Below are 13,387 nucleotides of genomic sequence, written 5' to 3'. Positions count from 1 at the left end.
CAAATAACCATTTCATTGAAGATTACAATGCGCTCAGGAAAGTGAGGTTATTACTTAAATTGCCACCCTGAATAGGGGGGATGACTTAAGGGTCTCGACGTTTGAACTGCTCCATTTCACGCATTTTTTCTGTCATATTTTGCAGGCGGTCGGTGAAGGACTTTAGCATGCATTCAGCCCAAGTCGGAAGTTCAGACAGAAGTTGTTGATAACCTTCCTCTGACACCTTCACAAGAACGACGTCGGTTGTCGCCTGGGCTGAAGCCGACCGTGGCATTTTAGAGATCAAAGCGAACTCGCCAAAGGATTCTCCGTCGGTGATATCACAGATGTGGATGCGCTTTCCCATTTGATCTTTGGTAAAGATATTCACCACGCCGGATTCGACGATATAAAAGTGATTTTCGATATCACCCTCAAAGAATATATAGTCTCCAGGCTGGTAGCTTTCTTTTACAATAGCGCCCTGATCTTCCATGTCAGAATCCTCGCAGTCCTACTTAATTATTTTATTCAGATCATGGACATTTTTGACAAATGAAATTTTCTTGTCCTTAGAAAGCTTCACTTCTTCCAGATGCCTTTTGTTTGAGAACGGAATCACAAAGTGCATAAAGCCCAGCTTATCGGCTTCGCGGATTCTTTGTTCGACAAATGAAACCCCACGAACTTCCCCCGTTAAACCGATCTCGCCAAAGAAGCAGGTTTTTGCATCCAAATCCCGACGTCCTTCTGTAGATAGAACCGCGGCAGCCACCGCAAGATCTGAAGCTGGCTCCACCAGCTTTAATCCGCCGACCACATTGATGAAGATATCACTGTGAGCCAGGCGAATATCCAAGTGGCGATCCAAAACAGCCGTTAACAAATGCAAGCGATTGATATCAATCCCCAGCGCTGTTCGGCGAGGCATGGCCATCGGGCTCGACAAAGTCAGGGCCTGTACTTCACACAGGAGCGGTCTTGTTCCTTCCATTGACGCGAACACGGCCGAACCGATCAATTGGTCTCCGCGTTCTTCCAAGAACAACTCTGAAGGATTGGAGACTTCTTCAAGGCCGCGCGAGTTCATTTGGAAAACGCCCAGTTCGTGAGCGGCACCAAAGCGGTTCTTCAAAGCACGCAACAAGCGGAAGTTGTAAGAGACATCGCCATCGAAAGACAGCACGCAGTCCACCATGTGCTCAAGCACCTTCGGACCGGCGATGCTGCCATCTTTGGTGACGTGACCAATCAGGATCACCGTAATACCTTCTTGTTTGGCAAGGCCCATCAGGTGACCTGCGCACTCTCGAACTTGGGAAACCGAGCCCGGAGCTGCCTGCAAATCAGGCAGGAACATGGTTTGAATGGAATCGACAACCAGAACATCCGGTTTTTTGAAGCGTGCCAGTTCCATCACAGTCTGTAGGTTGCTTTCACAGCCAATTTCAATCAGAGGTGAACGGATATCCAAACGGTGAGCGCGAGACCCGGTTTGAGAAACACTTTCCTCGCCGGAAATATAGAGAACTTTGTGTTTGTTCTTGGCTAAACCGCCAGCCATTTGCAGCAAAAGGGTGGACTTGCCAATCCCCGGAGATCCCCCCAGCAGAACGAAGCTGCCTTTAGCCAAACCACCACCCAGCACTCGATTGAGCTCTTCATAGCTTGTATCGAAACGGTCTAATTTAACCTCTTCAAGTCTTTGGTCTAGGGTGACTGGCTTGGAGGCGGAAACGTCCCTCTCCGGAGAACCAGTGGACCATCCTCGAGTCTTGACCTCGGGCATCTGAAGCTCTTCGACGTAGGAGTTCCACGCGCCGCAGTCAGAGCATTTTCCTTCCCACCTTGGTCTTTGGGCCCCACAATTTTGACAGGTATAGATCGTTTTAGTTTTCGATTTTGCCATAGATATTCGGTATCATTATTAAATGACAGAAGCACCTGAAAAACGATTTGGGAAGGGGCTTCTTTTTACAAGGACTGTACAACTTTTCGTATCGGAGTGGCGGACATGAAAGTCTCCCTGAAATGCATTGTTTTTTCTCTTCTGATGGGGCCCTTGGCTGGTGCCCAGACAACTAAGAATGATCTTGAACCCTTCAAAAAGGCGCTGGAGCAATTTCGTGCTTCTAAATACGAAGAAGCCATTCCGGCATTTCAAACAATTTTAAAAGATAAAACTTCACTGGAAGAATACGTGCGCTTCTATCTGGGCCAGTCTTACATGAAGACATCCAAGTGGGATGAGGCTGAAGGGGAGCTTAAAAAAGTTCTGGAGCTTTCTCCGAATGTAAAGATGTCTATTGAGACCTCCAATCTGATGGGGCAAATCGCTCTTGAAAAGAAGAACTTTAAGCAAGCCAGCGTGCAGTTCATGAAGCTGGAAAAACGCACACGTAACACCGAAGACTATCCAGATGTTATTTACAATCTGGCGATTGCGGAAAAGGGTCTAAACCGTCATGGCAACATGTGCAAATGGCTGGTGAAGCTTTATGAACGTCATCCGGCGTATCCAAAAGTAGCCGATTGGAGTGTGGATCTTGCTGGCAATGAATTCCAAGGCAAACCCACAGACTGTAAAGCCACGCCAGAAGACTTCCGCACTCGCGTTCGTTACTTGTTGTGGGCCGGACAGGATCAGAAAGCTCAGGCTGAAATCAATATCATGAAAAACAAACTTCCTAAGTCGGACAAATACCTTTCCGACAAACTGCAGGCTCAGTTCTTCCTGCAAGAAGGGGAAGTGGTTAAAGCGGTTGAATTGTTGAAGCCATATTATGAAGCCAATAAAAGAAATTTTGATTTCTTGATCTTGTTTGCCTCCGCAGCGGCGCGGGCAGGTGAAGTGCAGTTGGCTGTGGGTTCTTACTATTCAGCTTACAAAATGAGCCCTAAATCCAAAACGGGTCGTCAGGCGTTGTATCAGTCGGCATTCCTCAGCTATCAGTTCCAGGATTACGATGGGGCAGCTCGTCGTTTCCAAGAGTTCATGAAGGCTTATCCCAATTCTGGTTTGAACCGCGATGCTCAATGGCATTTGGCTTGGTTGAAATATTTGAAGGGCGATTACCAGGGGTCTTACAAAGCCCTGGGTGAATTGAATGCCGCAAAAAAGAGAAACAAAAAAGCCTGGAAGTCCTTCCCGGAAGACCGCGTGACGTACTGGATGGCGATGAGTCTATATCGTCAGGGGAAAGTGGATCAAGCCCGTGTGATGATGTCGGCCTTGGCGAAGGACTCTTTGCTGGGTTATTACTCCATCGCGGCACAGGCGCGCCTGAAAAAGATGGAAGAAGTTAAAATGCCTCGTTTGGCTGAATCCAGTTTGCCAACTCAGCCGCGTGTGATCTCGCGCTTCTCGGCGGGTGAGTTCCTGATGCCATTCTCTCAGGAAAGCTATCGTGGGGATGAAAGTGAATCGGAAGAAAATCTGATCCTGACGCAGTATTCTGCGGACGATGAAAAAGGGGAAGAAGAAGAAGCGGAAGCCGCCGACAATCCGGATTTAAAGTCCGTGGAAGTGGCTGACTCTGTGGAGTCTTCCGACGAAGTTCCCGATGCTAGCGGTGAAAAAGTAGCGACCTTCTCCAATCCGGTTCTGATGAAGCGTTTTGAGCGGGCTCGCGACATGATGATCATGGGTGAAAACGAGTGGGCACGTTGGGATCTTTACGATATTGAACGCAAAACTTCCAATCGGGAATACCTGCGCACTTTGATGAGCGAATACAACACCGCCGGTCACTACAACCGTTCTTCTTATATCGCTCAGATCAACTTCGGTGGTCAGCGTGCGGCTCACGGTGTGGATGGTATCCGCTATCTTTGGGAGTTCGCTTATCCGCGCGCTTATTCTGAGCAAGTGGAAAAGTATACCAAGAAGTTCTCGGTCCCGGAAGAATTGGTATGGGGGATCATGCGTGCGGAAACTCATTACCGTCGTGATGCGATTTCCCCGGTGGGCGCTTTGGGCCTGATGCAGGTCATGCCGTTTACAGGTCATAAGGTCGCAACAATTTTGAATGAAAAAGATTTCAAGGCACCGATGTTGTTGCAGCCGGAAACATCTGTGAAGATTGGTTCCCGTTACTTGAAGCGTCTGATGGATCGGTTTGAAAATACGATTCCACTGGTGGCGGCAGGTTATAATGCGGGTCCTCACCGTGTGAAGAACTGGCTTTCCAGCTTCGGTAATCTGGAAACAGATGAATTCATTGAACACATTCCGTTCCTGGAGACGCGCAACTATGTGAAGCGTGTTGTATCCAATGCGCATATTTACTCGCAACTGTACGGCAACAAAAAAGATCTTTTCCCTTATCTGGCGGGTGCGGTGCCTGTGAAGTTCACAGCAGAGCTGGCAGGAAAAGAAAACTGGGATGACATTTGAGCGATACTGGCTTTCGTTTTGTCTTAAAAAAGTTATTTGAAATGTTAGCGTCGCTGGTGGTCCTGGCGGCGCTAACGTTTTTTTGCTTAAAGCACTTCCGGGTGGGCCCTTTGATGAGGACACCGCACTGAATCCTTTGGTCAAAGAAAAGCTGTCTGAACACTGGGGTGTTCAGAAGTCTGCTTTGGGGCAGGTCGGGTCCTATCTGTTTGCGGTGGCGCAAGGGGATCTGGGGATTTCCATGGCCAAGCCCGATCGCACGGTGGCGGAGATCATTGCTCAAGGGGTGCGTAATACGCTTGTTTTAAACGGCATTGCGCTGCTCTGTATTTTGTCCGGAGCTTTTATTGTCGCCATCGCAGCGGTCCGTTTTCGAGGCACTTGGATTGAAGCCTTCGTCGATCAGATGGTGATTGCCTTTCTTTCTTTACCCAGTTTGTTCTGGGGGCCGTTGTTAATTTACTTTTTTGGTTTCTACTGGAATCTTTTGCCTGTGGCCTTTCTCTCTTCACCGGCTCACTATGTGTTGCCAGTTCTGACACTCAGCTTGCGTCCCTTGGCCTCGTTGATTCGTCTTTTGAAAAACTCTCTGAATGAAAATTTCCAGCAGGACTATGTGCGCACGGCAAAGGCCAAGGGTATAGGGGTGTGGGGGATTTTGATTCAGCACGTTTTAAAAAACTCCCTGGTGCCTTTCCTCAGTTATGTGGGGCCGCTTATTGTTTCCTTGCTGTCGGGTTCGTTCCTGGTTGAAGTGCTGTTTGCGGTGCCGGGGTTGGGAACAGAGTTTATCAGCGCCTTGAATGATCGCGATTACACTTTGATCGTGGGATTAACACTGTTTTACGGCAGTCTTTTGATCGTTGTGAATTCGGTGATTGATGTGCTTTTGCGTGTGGCAGATCCCCGTTTGAAGGAGCAGGCATGAGAAAGTTCTTGTTTGCTCTGGCATTGGTATTTTTGGGAATTCTTTTGTTCGCCACGGTTTTCGGTCCGTGGTTGATGGCAACCTCGGGCCTTGAACAAAATGTCGAAAGCATTCTGCTGCCTGCGGGGAATGAGCACTTGTTCGGAACTGACAGCTTGGGGCGCGATCTTTTTGCCCGAGTGTTGCTGGGCGGCCGGATCTCTTTGGTGGTCGGGCTTGTGGGATCGCTGATGGCCTTTATTGTGGGGCTTTGTTATGGCGGTATCGCAGGATGGTCTGAAGGGGTTGTAGATCGGATGCTGATGCGCTTTTGCGACATTCTGATGGCGATCCCCAGCTTCATTCTGGTGTCTGTGTTGTGCCTAAGTCTGCAGTTGCTGCTGCCTTTTGAAGATCCCCTGACAAGATCCTTAATCAGTCTGTGCGTCAGTATCGCAGCAACCCATTGGATGAGTCTGGCGCGAGTAACCCGTGGAATGGTTTTGGAAATCAAGCGCAAGCCTTTTGTGGAAGCGGCTATTGCTTTGGGTGGCAGCCGCAGTCATATCTTTGTAAAGCATGTGCTGCCGAATATGTTGGGGACTTTGCTGATTCTGGTGGCGATGCAGATTCCGACCAATATCTTATACGAAAGCTTTATGAGCTTTATCGGACTGGGAATCCATCCACCTTATACAAGCTGGGGAATTCTGGTGCGAGAAGGGTGGAAGACTCTTTCCAGTTTCCCGCACCTGATTTTATTCCCCAGTCTGGTGTTGTTCCTGACGGTGTGGAGCTTCCACATTGTCTTGGACTATCTTCGTGTGAAATTTAAGATTTAGGCTGCGCGACGAAAGCGTCATCCAGCACTTTCCATAAAGACTTTTGAGTGCGTGGTACGGCATCTTTTTTGTAGTACCACCAAAAATAGCCGCCGACGAATCGGGGATGATTGATTTTCATTCGATAGTAGCGATTTATCATATCACTTTTTTGGGCCACTTTTGTTGTTCCAATTTCACCGAATCCTATTTTTGAGTTTGGAAACATTTGCCCCAGCTTGTTGAATACCTGCTGCCATTGCGCCTGAGTGGGGCGATATCCCTCGCAGTCATCTTCATAGTAACTGATCCATACGTAATCCAGATTTTGCTTCATCTCGGTGGGGACGTTGGCTGCGGCCCAAGTGAACATCTCATGTTCCTTTTTAGCCCAGCAATTCGGATTATAGTAGAGGGTCAGAGCGGTCTTGCCATTGCGGGCCTTAACCTTGGAATAAGCGGTATACATTTTTGCGACTGTGTCGGCGGTTTTTCCAAGCCATTCCCCATTAATCTCATTCCCAATTTCCCAGATATTTACCTTTGCTCCCAGAGTATTGAGGTATTCATCCACTCGGTTTGCGAACTGTTGTTGGGTGTATTGGTTCATATAGTAGGAGTCCAAGAGTTCACCCATGACAAAACTATGGTGGCCGATTTTAGACAGCAGTGTCGTGTATTGAGACGCGGGAACAAATTCATCAAAGACGATTCGCGCTGTCGGCTTCACGCTGTGATAGGCAAGAGCATCGGCCGTTGCCGCAGCTCCGGCAACGGAGTCGATGGTTACTCCGGACACGGTTTCGGCGTTGGCCTGAACGGAAAAGATAACCAGAGCTGAAGTCAGGATGAGTTTTATCAAGGGTGATGTCCTTTGAGCGATGGTTGGTGAGTGACCACCATACTTTCGGTCAAAGTAGGCTCGAGCCTGAGTTTCGGAAAAACTGTAAAGGAATTAGACACCTTTCCTAATTAGCAAGGTGCCCCCTCTTTTCAGAAAAAGAGGGGAGTCGAGATGTAGGAGCTGTTTAAAAAGGAAAGAATTAAAACTTGAAGTTAGATATTCTTCGGTGGCTGCCAGCCGCCGAAAGTTGTTTCCAGGAACTCTGCGCAAGACAACGCTAGGTGATCCTTCATGTACGGAGCTACCACCTGCACACCCAGTGGTATGCCATCGTCATTAAGTCCCATCGGAACCGAAGTTGCCGGATGCCCCAAGGTCACAAAGATCGCGGTATAGATAAAATCAAACGGCGACCACAAGGGCGCGCGATGTTTCGGCGCCACACGAGGATGCGGTGGCAAAATCAGAAGACCTTCGTCACCCAGCTTCGCATCCAGTTCGGCCCGCATTGCCGCTAAGGCCTGCATCTCTTCAGAGAAATCTTTTTTGCCAGTATCAAAGATCTCGGCCAGTGACACCAAAAGATTTGGCAGGGTGTAGTCACCTTTACCAAATGTCAGTTTCAGAATCTCTTTCCCGACTGACAAGTGTTGCGTTGGCCCCATCAGGGTTTCATATAAGTTGCGAGTCTTGGAGTTTTTCAGTGCCGCAAACCACAGTTCGACCGCGCGAACAAAGAAGCGCGGATCCAGTTCCTCAACCTCAGCGCCCAGTTCTTTAAATAACTTTCCGCAGTTGCGCACAGCCTGAGCCATGTCGTCATCCGTCCCGCGCGCCCGGTGGAAGTTCGGAGTTGGGCAGATCAGGATCTTTCGTCCCGCCCATTCTTCAGTCCGCTCCGGCAGTGATGGGGATTTGATGGTCAGTTGATCGACGTCATCAGAACCCATAAGCACTTTCAGCATCGGATAAAGATCCGCCGCTTTGCGGGTCATCGGTCCCATGGAGGTGTACGGATACTTCTCACCCAGCAAAGTGGTGTGGAAATCATCCTGTGCAAACGGGAAGTGACCTGTCAGCGGCAGAAGATAGCGGGATGGCTTGTGTCCGAAGACTCCACAGAAGGATGCGGGCATACGAATGCTGCCGCCGATATCACTGCCAAGACCCAATGGCGTAGCCCCAGCACCCAGCAAGGCGCCTTCGCCACCGCTGCTGCCGCCACAGGTGCGACCCAGGTCATACGGGTTGTTCGTGCGGCCATAAACCGGATTGTAGCACTCAAACCAGAATCCCAGCTCTGGAACATTGGTTGTTCCCATCGGAATGGCGCCAGCTTTTTTCATGCGCGCAACGACGGTCGCATCCCAGTCCATCACTTCATTTTTGCGATGGATGCTGCCACCAGTGCGTTTCATTCCAGCATAGGCGAACATTTCTTTGACGGTGAAAGGCACGCCAAAGAACACCGGCAAGTTGGTATTGTCTTTCGCCAGTTGTTCAGTTTGTTCATGCGCCAATTTTCTGGCGCGAACAAAATCGTCTTCCACCATCGCATTTAAGGCGGGATTTACCTGCTCAATGCGTGCGATATGGGCTTCAAGCACCTCTGTAGGGGAGACTTGTTTGGAGATGATCTTTTTATTGAGTTCAACAGCAGAAAGCTTCAGAAGTTCATTCATAAAAAACAAAAGGGAGCTGTGAGCTCCCTTTCCTCTCGGAATTAAACGTTGAATTTGAAGAACAAGACGTCGCCGTCTTTAACCACGTACTCTTTGCCTTCGATGCGGTATTTACCGGCATCTTTGATGGCTTGTTCCGACTTGTAGTTGAACAAGTCTTCACAGTGGTAAGTTTCAGCTTTAATAAAGCCACGTTCGAAGTCAGAGTGAATCACGCCTGCCGCTTGTGGAGCTTTCGTGTTGGCACGGATTGTCCATGCACGCACTTCAGTCACACCGGCTGTGAAGTAAGTTTGCAAACCTAAAAGTGTATAAGCTTCACGGATCAGGCGGTTCAAGCCTGGCTCTTCCGCGCCCAGAGCATCCAGGAAGTCCTTGCGTTCTTCTGGTGGCAACAAGGCGATTTCAGCTTCCATCGCAGAGCAGATCAAAATGGTTTTGTTATTTTCTTCAGCTGCGCGCGCTTCGACGGATTTAGTCCAGTCATTGCCGCCAGCTGCGAAGTCAGAGTCATTCACGTTCATCGCGTAAAGAACGGGCTTCGCAGTCAGAAGATGCATTTCGCGCATAGCGCCGACTTCCATATCGTCCAAAACAACGGAACGGGCTGGAAGGCCTTTGCCCAAAGCTTCTTTGATTTTCTTTGCCACTTCCACTTCAAGTTTAAGTTTCTTATCAGTGGAGTTCTTGGCTTGCTTTTCTGTGCGCTGCAGGCGTTTTTCAACGGAATCCAAATCAGCCAGCAGAAGTTCGGTGTTGATAATTTCAATGTCACGGATCGGATCTACGGAACCGGCCACGTGAATGATATTTGGGTCGTCAAAACAACGAACCACGTGAACAATGGCGTCTGTTTGACGGATGTGGGACAGGAACTGATTTCCCAAACCTTCACCCTGAGAAGCACCTTTGACGATACCCGCAATGTCCACGAATTCCATGGTTGTTGGAACAACTTTTTGAGGCTTGATGAACGCCGTGATTTTATCCATGCGAGGATCTGGAACTGTCACAACGCCCACGTTAGGATCAATTGTACAGAACGGATAGTTAGCGGCCTCAGCCTTTGCGGAAGTAAGAGCGTTGAACAAAGTACTTTTGCCAACATTCGGTAATCCAACGATACCAACCTGAAGTGCCATTAAAAACCCCTTGGAAAACAGTATTAAACAAACGCAGTTAATCTAGCCTAAGTGTTGAATTTTGTCGAAGCTTTTTGAATTCCGTCCAGAATGATACTTTCAATCGCATCACCGGCTTTATTCAGGAAATCAGGCATTTGCGTGAATTCCTCTTTGGTAAACTTGCCCAGCACATAGTCTGCGACCGGGATGTGAGGATTGTCAGGTCGACCGACACCTAACTTCAGACGGGCATAGTCCATGGACCCCAGCAGGCCTGAGATACTTTTAATGCCGTTGTGGCCGCCATGGCCGCGATTCTTGTGAATTTTCATCTGATTGAAAGGCTGATCAATGTCATCATGAATGACGATCAGGCGGTCTTGAGGAATTTTATAAAATCCCATCAAAGGCTGTACGGATTCGCCCGATAGATTCATATAAGTTTGTGGCTTGCAGAAAATGACAGGGTGATCTTTGATTTTGGTTTGCGCAATTTCGGCCTTGAATTGATTTTTGATAGCGGGATTTCCCAATCCTTCCATCAGATAGTCGATGGCCATGAATCCAATGTTATGACGAGTGAGTTTGTATTCCCCACCAGGATTTCCTAAACCGACGATGAGCCACATTTGACAAGCCTTTCAAAAGCAAAAGGCAGCTCGGGTGAGCTGCCTTTTTGAAGTATCAATTCGTGCGTGCGAACTATTTTTTCGCAGCAGGAGCTTTTGCAGCAGCAGGTGCAGCGGCAGCAGCCGGAGCAGCCGCAACTGGAGCAGCAGCAACTTCTTCTTCTTGAGCGTTAACAACTGCAACAGTTTGCTCAAGACCAGTGATCATTTTCACAGAACCGGAAACTTTGATGTCGGAAACGTGAAGAGCATCACCAACTGCCAAGTTAGAGATATCAGCAGTGAAGAATTCAGGGATTTCAGTTGGCAAGCACTCAACCTCAACAGAACGAAGAACAACGTTCAACAAACCGCCTTCAGAAAGACCGATTGGTTTACCTTCAAGACGAACTTCAACGTTAACGCGAACTGCTTTCTTAAGATCCAAAGCGAAGAAGTCAACGTGTTGAGGACGGCGAGAAAGTGGGTGAACGTCTACGGATTTGATCAAAACAACGATACCGTTGGCTTTTTTGTCAGTGGATTTCAAAGTGAAAAGAGCATTCTCGTAAGCACGAGTGTTGTACTTAACGATTTCTTTTTCACCAACGGAAACGTTAGTTGGAGTTACAGCTCCGTAGATAACAGCAGGAACGTTACGGCTAACGCGCAAGCCACGGCTGTTGTGTTTACCAGTTTCACGAGGTTCAACTGTAAGGTCGATTCTTGTTTTCATTTTTTATCCTTCTAGTCCAATAGAGGAAGTTAATAATATCCACCAAATGGTGGTTTAAGTTCTAAGTTACTTCAGCTTACGCGCTTGCCAGCGCTTCAGCTCTGTCGGCCGAGGCCGCTTAATCAAACAGCGAACTGACGGAGTCGTTGCCGTGGATACGCTTGATAGCTTCGGCTAAAACCGGAGCTACAGAAACCACTTCAATTTTTCCGCAGTTTTTCGCCGCTTCAGTCAGCGGAACCGTGTCAGTCACCCAGACTTTTTCAATTGGGCTTTCTTTCAAACGATTGATCGCGGGACCCGATAAAACGGGGTGCGTTGCAACGGCGAACACACGTTTTGCCCCATTCTTGTAGAGACTGTCAACTGCTTGTGTAAGAGTTCCTGCCGTATCGATCATATCGTCCACAATCACGGCCGTTTTGCCAGTCACATCCCCGATTAAATGCAACGCTTTGGCCTCATTAGGCCCGGAACGGCGTTTATCGATGATCGCCATGGAGGATTCAATGCGTTTGGCAAAGGCGCGGGTTCTTTCAACCCCACCGGCATCTGGACTCACCGCGACAAACTCGGAGCCCTGGCCATAAGCTTCGCGCCAAGCGCGAGCCAAAGTCGGAATTGCAAACAAGTGATCCACGGGAACATTGAAGAATCCTTGGATTTGAGCGGCATGCAGGTCCACGGAAACCACGCGGTCGGCTCCGGCGGTCGTGATCAGGTCCGCCATCAGTTTGGCAGAAATAGGGGCTCGGGGAGCCACTTTACGATCCTGACGGGCGTACCCATAATACGGAATCACGGCCGTAATGGAGGCCGCAGAGGCTCGGCGAAGAGCATCGAGCATCACGAAAAGCTCCATGTAGTTCTGATTCACAGGAGGGCAGGTGCTTTGTACGACAAAGACATGCTGTCCGCGAACACTTTCATGGATTTCGACCTGGATTTCTCCGTCAGCAAAAGTACTGACTTCGCAGTATCCGAGCTCAACTCCAGCGGCTTCGGCTACTTTTTTGGCTAATTGGGGATTGGCATTGGCGGTAAAGATTTTTAGGCCCTTCATCACTCGTAGTCTCCTGAGTTAAAAGCGCGTTTAAAGGAAGCTAGCAAGGGGGCCTGATTTTGTCCACCCAAAAGGGGCCTTTTTAGGGGCCCCTTTCTCTATATTTCTCCTCTGGATTTGTGCTTAAGGCGCACCCGCATATTCTGGGAAATTTTTTTCCACTTTTGCCGCTCCGCCCGGGCGATTTCGGGGTCGGATTTGCGTTGAAAATAGCGCAGTTCCCGGTCCAGGTTTTGAAAACTTTCCCAGCGTTCTTCTGTAAGGTCCCCGGATTCAAGGGCCTGTAAGATGGCGCAGCCCGGTTCGCTGGCATGCTGGCAGTCAGAAAAGCGGCATTGGGTCGTCAGGGTGATGACGTCTTCAAACTGATTTTCAAACCCCTCACGGTGGTCCAAAAGCCCCAGTTCCCGCATGCCGGGGGTGTCCATCAAGAGGGCTCCGGAGGGCAGCTGATACAGGGACCGTGATGTGGTGGTGTGTTTGCCCTTGTCATCACCTTCGCGGATACCCTGGGTTTTCAGCTGCTCTTTTTCCAGCAGCACATTTCCCAACGTGGACTTGCCAACCCCTGAAGACCCCAGCAGCACCAAACTTCGTCCCTGAGCCAGATAGGGCATCAGCGTTTGCACCGTTTCTGGTTGCAGCGAACTGACCGCATGAACGGGAACCCCCACGTGATGGGATTCCACCTCTTGGGTCAGGCTGTGGATGTCCTCACACAGGTCGGCCTTGGTCAGGACGATCACGGGGGAGGCATTGCTTTCCCAGGCAAGACTCATGTAGCGATCCAGGCGATTTAAATTGAAGTCCTGATTCGCCGACATGGTCACAAAGATCGTATCCACGTTGGCGGCCACAACTTGGGCTCGGGCACCACTGCCGGGTTCTTTGCGATAAAAGCAGGATTTTCGTTCCAACACTTCATGAATCAGGGCCTGCGCACCGTCCGAGTGCAGTTTGCAGATCACCCAGTCGCCCACGCCGGGGTATTCCAGGTTGATGTCTTCGTGTTCATAGCGAAACTTCCCGGTCAGTTGGGCCTGGGCTTTTTCTTCGCCCTTAGCGGTAAAATAAATCACTCGATACAGTTCGCGTTCTTGGTTGATAATTCGTGCGACCACTTCGCCTTCAATAAGCGGGCGCAAATCCAGTTGTGTCTGGAAAAATACATTCCATCCCCATTCGAGGATGTTTTGATTAAAATTCACGGATAACTCCATTTTG

12 protein-coding genes are annotated in these 13,387 nt (G+C 49.2%); 3 read left to right on the top strand and 9 right to left on the bottom strand.

The annotated features are described in order from the left end of the window. Positions 1 to 85 precede the first annotated feature (85 nt). Together ACES2G_RS12390 and radA are read right to left on the bottom strand one after the other, a co-directional pair. Entirely contained in the window at positions 86 to 478 is a 393-nt protein-coding gene (locus ACES2G_RS12390; RefSeq protein WP_347359276.1) for a cyclic nucleotide-binding domain-containing protein, read from the bottom strand. An 18-nt stretch (positions 479 to 496) separates the two neighbouring features. After that, a complete protein-coding gene (gene radA, locus ACES2G_RS12385; protein ID WP_347359277.1) occupies positions 497 to 1,891 on the bottom strand; it encodes a DNA repair protein RadA in 1,395 nt (464 codons plus the stop codon). Between the two features lie 105 nt (positions 1,892 to 1,996). Here radA and ACES2G_RS12380 point away from each other — a divergent pair, with 105 nt between their 5' ends. From ACES2G_RS12380 to ACES2G_RS12370, 3 genes are all read left to right on the top strand, one after another. Continuing rightward, positions 1,997 to 4,378, top strand: coding sequence for a transglycosylase SLT domain-containing protein (locus tag ACES2G_RS12380; protein ID WP_347359278.1), 2,382 nt, complete (start codon positions 1,997 to 1,999; stop codon positions 4,376 to 4,378). Positions 4,379 to 4,460: 82 nt separating this feature from the next. Continuing rightward, the gene (locus tag ACES2G_RS12375) at positions 4,461 to 5,306 is read left to right on the top strand and encodes an ABC transporter permease (protein WP_374000345.1); all 846 of its coding nucleotides are present in this window, start codon (positions 4,461 to 4,463) and stop codon (positions 5,304 to 5,306) included. Then, complete coding sequence (locus ACES2G_RS12370; protein ID WP_347359280.1) at positions 5,303 to 6,127, top strand: ABC transporter permease; 825 nt, start codon at positions 5,303 to 5,305, stop codon at positions 6,125 to 6,127. The genes ACES2G_RS12375 and ACES2G_RS12370 overlap by 4 nt, the downstream gene beginning before the upstream one ends. On the opposite strand, the gene ACES2G_RS12365 is transcribed toward ACES2G_RS12370, so the two are convergent. The 7 genes from ACES2G_RS12365 to rsgA all read right to left on the bottom strand — a co-directional run bounded on the left by ACES2G_RS12365 (position 6,117) and on the right by rsgA (position 13,371). Further along, positions 6,117 to 6,968 carry a hypothetical protein gene (locus ACES2G_RS12365; protein WP_374000344.1) on the bottom strand — a complete coding sequence of 284 codons (852 nt, stop codon included), beginning with the start codon at positions 6,966 to 6,968 and terminating at the stop codon, positions 6,117 to 6,119. The two genes, ACES2G_RS12370 and ACES2G_RS12365, sit on opposite strands and share 11 nt — an antisense overlap. 194 nt (positions 6,969 to 7,162) lie before the next feature. Then, positions 7,163 to 8,632 carry an amidase gene (locus tag ACES2G_RS12360; RefSeq protein ID WP_374001901.1) on the bottom strand — a complete coding sequence of 490 codons (1,470 nt, stop codon included), beginning with the start codon at positions 8,630 to 8,632 and terminating at the stop codon, positions 7,163 to 7,165. Between the two features lie 41 nt (positions 8,633 to 8,673). Continuing rightward, on the bottom strand, positions 8,674 to 9,774 hold the full coding sequence (gene ychF / locus ACES2G_RS12355; protein ID WP_347359282.1) for a redox-regulated ATPase YchF: 1,101 nt from the start codon (positions 9,772 to 9,774) through the stop codon (positions 8,674 to 8,676). 47 nt (positions 9,775 to 9,821) lie between these two features. Continuing rightward, complete coding sequence (gene pth, locus ACES2G_RS12350) at positions 9,822 to 10,385, bottom strand: aminoacyl-tRNA hydrolase (RefSeq protein ID WP_347359283.1); 564 nt, start codon at positions 10,383 to 10,385, stop codon at positions 9,822 to 9,824. Positions 10,386 to 10,458: 73 nt separating this feature from the next. Next, a complete protein-coding gene (locus ACES2G_RS12345) occupies positions 10,459 to 11,100 on the bottom strand; it encodes a 50S ribosomal protein L25 (protein ID WP_374000342.1) in 642 nt (213 codons plus the stop codon). 118 nt (positions 11,101 to 11,218) lie between these two features. Next, positions 11,219 to 12,163 (bottom strand): ribose-phosphate diphosphokinase, encoded by a 945-nt coding sequence (locus ACES2G_RS12340; protein WP_374000341.1) that lies wholly within the window; start codon positions 12,161 to 12,163, stop codon positions 11,219 to 11,221. A 98-nt stretch (positions 12,164 to 12,261) separates the two neighbouring features. Beyond that, positions 12,262 to 13,371, bottom strand: a complete 1,110-nt coding sequence (gene rsgA / locus ACES2G_RS12335) for a ribosome small subunit-dependent GTPase A (protein ID WP_374000340.1) — start codon at positions 13,369 to 13,371, stop codon at positions 12,262 to 12,264. Positions 13,372 to 13,387 lie beyond the last annotated feature (16 nt).

This window comes from Bdellovibrio bacteriovorus (genome assembly GCF_041888015.1).
Classification (GTDB): Bacteria; Bdellovibrionota; Bdellovibrionia; order Bdellovibrionales; family Bdellovibrionaceae; genus Bdellovibrio.
Note: the sequence above shows the minus strand (reverse complement) of the source record. Positions and strands in the feature narration are given on the sequence as shown.

Coding starts and splice junctions, on each gene's coding strand:
- ACES2G_RS12370 (WP_347359280.1), top strand. CDS start 5,303: ATGAGAAAGTTCTTGTTTGCTCTGGCATTGGTATTTTTGGGAATTCTT.
- radA (WP_347359277.1), bottom strand. CDS start 1,891: ATGGCAAAATCGAAAACTAAAACGATCTATACCTGTCAAAATTGTGGG.
- ACES2G_RS12380 (WP_347359278.1), top strand. CDS start 1,997: ATGAAAGTCTCCCTGAAATGCATTGTTTTTTCTCTTCTGATGGGGCCC.
- ACES2G_RS12340 (WP_374000341.1), bottom strand. CDS start 12,163: ATGAAGGGCCTAAAAATCTTTACCGCCAATGCCAATCCCCAATTAGCC.
- pth (WP_347359283.1), bottom strand. CDS start 10,385: ATGTGGCTCATCGTCGGTTTAGGAAATCCTGGTGGGGAATACAAACTC.
- ACES2G_RS12390 (WP_347359276.1), bottom strand. CDS start 478: ATGGAAGATCAGGGCGCTATTGTAAAAGAAAGCTACCAGCCTGGAGAC.
- ACES2G_RS12345 (WP_374000342.1), bottom strand. CDS start 11,100: ATGAAAACAAGAATCGACCTTACAGTTGAACCTCGTGAAACTGGTAAA.
- ACES2G_RS12360 (WP_374001901.1), bottom strand. CDS start 8,632: ATGAATGAACTTCTGAAGCTTTCTGCTGTTGAACTCAATAAAAAGATC.
- ychF (WP_347359282.1), bottom strand. CDS start 9,774: ATGGCACTTCAGGTTGGTATCGTTGGATTACCGAATGTTGGCAAAAGT.